Below are 3,951 nucleotides of genomic sequence, written 5' to 3' on the forward strand. Positions count from 1 at the left end.
AGCTCACGCATCAACCGACGCACTCGGAAACGGCCGATGGTCACGCCCTCTTCGCGCAGCATGCCCAGAATGCTGCGGCTGCCGGCCGAGCCCCGACTCTGGCTGAACAACTGGTTGACTTGGCTGCGTAGCGCCACGCGGCGAGCATCGACACGCCGCCGTCGAAGACGGTGGACGTAGTAGCAAGACCGCGCCACATCGAAAGCTGAACAGACCACTTCCACCGACTCCTGCTCACTCAACTGGTCTATCAGCGCGTACGATCGAGTTCGTCCGACATCAAGAGAGCGGTAGCCTTTTTTAATATCGCTTTCTCCCGCTCCAACCGGTTGATCCGGGCTTCCAGCTCCTGGATCTTTTGCTGCTCAGGCGTCAACGCCTTGCTCTTCGGGGTCACACCCTGGCGCTCCGCCTCGAGCTGCTTCACCCAACGGCGCAAGGCCGAATCCACCACCCCCAGCGAACGGCAGGCGTCGATATGGCTGTAGCCTTGGTCCAACACCAGGGCCGCGGCCTCTCGTTTGAACTCGGCGGAAAACGTACGTCGTTGCTTGCTCATCAGACACCTCTCTCACGGCGAGGATTCTCGCCTAAATCGGTGTCCGGGATCAGTAGACCACTACACTCGAGTGTTTTTAAGAGGCTGCGGGCGGCGAAGAGTAGTGCTTGCCACCCGCAGCTTCACGAATGGGCGGCCAAAAATTAAGCCGCCTGTTACATGGGGATGTCGTCGTCGAAGGCGCTGTCGTAGTCCTGCTGCGATTGCGCATCCTGCTGAGCAGGTTGCGGCGGCACCTGCCGAGACTGCTGATGTTGTGTCGACTGGCCGTTGGTAGACGGCAACAGGGTGACCTCGGCCAGGCGATGCGGAAGGATGGAAATGCGCGAGGCTTCGACCTTCAGCGCCTGGACTTCTTCCCCTGACTCTTTGTCGGGCCAGCGGTCCATGATCGCCCTGCCTTCGACCTTGACGCGCATACCTTTCGCGAACAGTTCGGCGAAGCGCTGGGCATCCTGATGCCACCACTCGACGCTGCACCAGAAGCCGCCGCGATCCTTGTAGCCACCTTGGCCATCGGGAATCGAGTTGTCGAACATCACGTTGAGACGCAGCAACTGCCGCGGGGGATTGTTGCCGTTGGGGAAGCTACGGTGCTCCGGCGTCGAGCCGATGTTGCCTTCCCAGAAGACGGGGGTAGCCATGATGAATCTCCAGTCGGTTGAGTAGGGGGTTAGTGGGTGGAGCGTGGTTTGAAGGGGGAGCGAGTGGCGCGGCTGGCCACGTACCCGAGCAGTTCACGGGTTTGCCGAGACGTTGCAGCCAAGGTGTTGGCCATGTGCTCCTTGAACACTTCGCTGGCCAGCTTTTCGACGCCGCTGTCGTAGAGGGAATTGAACAGCAGCTCCGCGTCATGAGCGGAGCGCAGCAAGCCGTAGAGCAGGTCCTTGGCGATGGATGAGCCGGCCACGCTGGGCAAGGACTTGGCGGCCACACCCTCACCGATGATCTGACCCTGGAGGAAGTTCAGGGCCTGCTTGATCTGCTCGGGATTCGCCGCGTCTAAGGTCTCGACGGCCAGGTAGTTGCATACGACCTGTTCTGTCCTGGGTCGGGCTGGCTCGCCGAGGGTGTGGTCGCGCATCAGGTCGAGGGTCTTGATGGCGAACTGGAGCAGGTGGTTGTGACTGAGGATCTCGGGTTGCTCGATGAGCGCCTGTTCCATCTTGTTGAAGGCGTTGATGTAGGCCTCCTTCCACCGGGCGGCCTCCTTGCCGGTGAAACCCATGCAGAGGAAGGTGAAGCCGTCGCGGGTCATGCGGAAGTACGGCTCCGGTTTGTTGTTGGAGCCAGGCCGGGTACACGGCGCAAAATTGCGCTGTGTAAACTCAGGTGAGCATTCCAGGTTCGCAATGCTCTTGAGTACATCCTTGTGCTGCTTCCGAAAATGCTTGGCGACATCGAGGCTGGTCGTGGTGGGCTTGCCGCCGATGATCTCGACGCTGACCTCGGTGGAGGGCTGGGCTTTGGTGTTGGAAACGGTCTTGCTGCTGATGTTGCTCATGTTTTCTCTCCGTTGGTGATCGTTTCGTCGAAGGTAGAGCGGTACAGCTACATGCCCACGGAACCAGGGCGGGTCTGACTCTGCTGCAGTCGGCCCATGAACTCGGCCTCGGCCTGGCCCATCTTTTCCGCACACTCGGCGGCCTGCTTGCCGATGGAGTGGATCAAGCTGATCTGCATGTTGAGGGTGATGCGCTGCAGCTCCATCTGGTAGAGGTCTTGCAGCAGGTATTCCGGGGTCTTGTCCTGGCGCAGCATTTCCGCCCACACCCCGACGCCCATCCGCCGGGTTGCAATGTGCTGCCAGCGAAGAAAGGTGGTGCGGGCGGATGTGCGCTGCTCGATGAGTCGGGCGGGCAGAAGAGTGAAGGGCGGGCGACGAACCTGGGCCAGCAGTCCCTGGGCGAGTTCAAGCAATCCCTGCTCCAGGACTTCGCACTGCTCCGCTAACTGGGCCAGCTCCCCCTTACCTTTAAAAGGCTTTAAAAGGCCTTTTAGTGAGGCACTGTGTTGCAGCGCCTGGAAGGCAGTTTGTTGCAGTGGGCGGAAGGCACTTTGTTGCAGAGCGCCTTGCTGGTCCTTATCGAGCTGCCGCATTCCGATCAGTCCTCAAGCTCAACACGGTCAGCGTCATCATCGGCATCACCGTCAGAGCGGCCCCGAGTGATCGGCGGAGCGAAGTTCGAGCGTCGGGTGCCCTCCAGGATGTCCTGCGGGATCTCGCCGAACTTCTCGTACATCTTCCGCGCGACTTCGGCGCGAGCGTTGTTCGCGGCGAAGTCGTCGCGAGTGGCGCCCGAGAACTGGTAGCTCTGGGCCAGACCAAAGAGGCTGCGCAGCACCGACGCGCCTTCGTCGAGCCAGACCTCCATGTCGCGGCGACCGACCAGCCCGACGTGCTGGGCCAGCAGGATTCGACGGGCGAGTTCGTCGTAGTTGGTCAGGAGATAGACCGCCTTGAAGCCGAGAGGGTTGGAGATGAACAATGGGACCTTGACCGGTGTGACTGACAGGTTCTCGGAGATATCGAGGGTCGCGGGCAGCTTGGCCATGACGTCATCCAGTCGCTGGTCGATGGCCTTGAGCGCGGCTTGGCAGCTCTCGACTTTCTCTTCGATCTGAACCAGCCACCAGTCGGAGTACGGATCGTCCTGTGCTGCCCCGCGGTGCATGCGATTCACGTAGGCGCAGAAGCCGGAGAGGCCGAGGATGCTGTGCTTGGCATCCGACTTCTGCCGGCCTGTCCAGATGCGGGCGGCGTGATAGGTGTGAAGCGTCAGGGCGACATCGCTGCGGAGAGAGCCGATCTGAAGCCGATGGGTTTCAGCCATGGTGCAGTGTTCCTTTATAGGGAAGGGGTTCGGCCACATCGTGCTGATCGGGGTAGGAGCGCGCAGTAGGAAATACATGGTTCGCCGCTGGGGTATTTCCGCTGGCAGTGCGGGTTCATCATCATCCCGCTTGCGGCTCATGGAGGTTGGCTTCCTTCAGCTCTTGGCCCCCTCGGGGGCGTTGTCTATCGCTACGTCGACGCAACTTTTGAGCTTGCCGAGCAGCTCGCTCAGTTCCTGCAGCTCCGTAAAGTCGATAGGCCATTCATCGTTGTCGTTGAATAGGGTTGCCAGCCCTAGCAGCCGCTCGAATTCGAGTTCGTCCATAGGGGCATACACGATTGAGTCGCACATCTTTTCGGTTCCTATTGGGTGGGAGAAGTTGATAGCCGCCACCGGCGCCGAAGTCAGTTCCTGGTGAAGTGGTTCCAGTGGAACCACCCAACTCGCCACCGGCGCGGAGGTCGGTTCCTGGTGAAGTGGTGCCAGTGGCACCACCCAGCTCGTCGACGGCGCCGAGGCCTGGTCCTGGCGGAGTGTTGCCAGTGGCAACACCCA

General features: G+C 60.8%; 5 protein-coding genes and 1 pseudogene. All 6 read right to left on the reverse strand.

Annotated features, from left to right (window positions below; all coding sequences use genetic code 11):
* Positions 1-559: pseudogene (locus ACTJJX_RS34825) on the reverse strand (transposase); the annotation flags it as partial.
* A gap of 155 nt (positions 560-714) precedes the next feature.
* On the reverse strand, positions 715-1,203 hold the full coding sequence (locus ACTJJX_RS34830; protein ID WP_010792225.1) for a single-stranded DNA-binding protein: 489 nt from the start codon (positions 1,201-1,203) through the stop codon (positions 715-717).
* 29 nt (positions 1,204-1,232) lie between these two features.
* Positions 1,233-2,063, reverse strand: coding sequence for a Rha family transcriptional regulator (locus ACTJJX_RS34835; RefSeq protein ID WP_003120975.1), 831 nt, complete (start codon positions 2,061-2,063; stop codon positions 1,233-1,235).
* A 47-nt stretch (positions 2,064-2,110) separates the two neighbouring features.
* Entirely contained in the window at positions 2,111-2,659 is a 549-nt protein-coding gene (locus ACTJJX_RS34840; RefSeq protein WP_003120974.1) for a DUF3158 family protein, read from the reverse strand.
* Positions 2,660-2,664: 5 nt separating this feature from the next.
* A complete protein-coding gene (locus ACTJJX_RS34845) occupies positions 2,665-3,393 on the reverse strand; it encodes a PFL_4669 family integrating conjugative element protein (protein ID WP_003448749.1) in 729 nt (242 codons plus the stop codon).
* A gap of 156 nt (positions 3,394-3,549) precedes the next feature.
* Positions 3,550-3,951, reverse strand: a 402-nt coding sequence (locus tag ACTJJX_RS34850) for a hypothetical protein (protein WP_235577382.1), incomplete at its 5' end; no start/stop codon positions are given.

Source organism: Pseudomonas sp. 22490 (assembly GCF_052044465.1).
Classification (GTDB): domain Bacteria; phylum Pseudomonadota; class Gammaproteobacteria; order Pseudomonadales; family Pseudomonadaceae; genus Pseudomonas; species Pseudomonas aeruginosa.